Origin of the sequence: Glaciimonas sp. Gout2 (genome assembly GCF_035018905.1) — a bacterium.
In the GTDB taxonomy this organism is placed as follows: domain Bacteria; phylum Pseudomonadota; class Gammaproteobacteria; order Burkholderiales; family Burkholderiaceae_D; genus Glaciimonas.
On record NZ_JASJXA010000127.1, the window covers coordinates 1 to 684 of the forward strand.

Sequence of the window (684 nt, forward strand, 5' to 3'; positions counted from 1 at the left end):
TGTCAATGCCGGAGTAAAGATGTACCAAATGGCGCGTTAAAAGTGTACCAATCCGGGTTAATAAATAGAGCCGTTGAGGCCCTGAATTGTTCTCTTTTCAATGCACATTTCTATACTCTGCAGAGTTGGGGTGGCGGGCGCAGCGCAGCGTAGCCCGTTCCCTCAAGTCGTTGCTTTTACGGGTTGGCCCCTCCTTTTTCAGCAGTGCTGTTTGGTTTGACATTGCGCTGTTGCCGTTTCTTGCTGGTGGCCAATCGATACGATTCGCCGTTCATTTCCAGGATGTGGACGTGATGGGTAAGCCGGTCAAGCAAGGCGCCAGTCAGCCGCTCCGAACCGAGGACGCTGGTCCACTCGTCAAACGGTAAATTCGAGGTCACCAGCGTGGCACCGTGCTCATAGCGTCGGCTAAAGACCTCAAACAACAATTCCGCACCGACCGCTGTGAACGGCACATAGCCCAGTTCATCGACAATCAGTAACTTCACGTTAGTCAGTTGCTTTTGCAAGGCACGCAGTCGTTTCTCGTCACGCGCTTCCATCAGTTCATGGACCAGGGCGGCGGCCGTCGTAAAGGCAACGCTGTGTCCTTTCTGACAGGCAGCTAATCCTAGTGCCAGCGCAGTATGCGTCTTGCCAACACCCGAAGGTCCTAACGCGATGACGTTCTCGCGCTTATCAATC

At 53.7% G+C, this 684-nt stretch carries 1 protein-coding gene; it reads right to left on the reverse strand.

The window, feature by feature from the left end; translation table 11 throughout:
• Positions 1–176: 176 nt before the first annotated feature.
• A partial coding sequence (locus QN379_RS23445; protein ID WP_323507766.1) for an ATP-binding protein occupies positions 177–684 on the reverse strand: 508 nt, incomplete at its 5' end.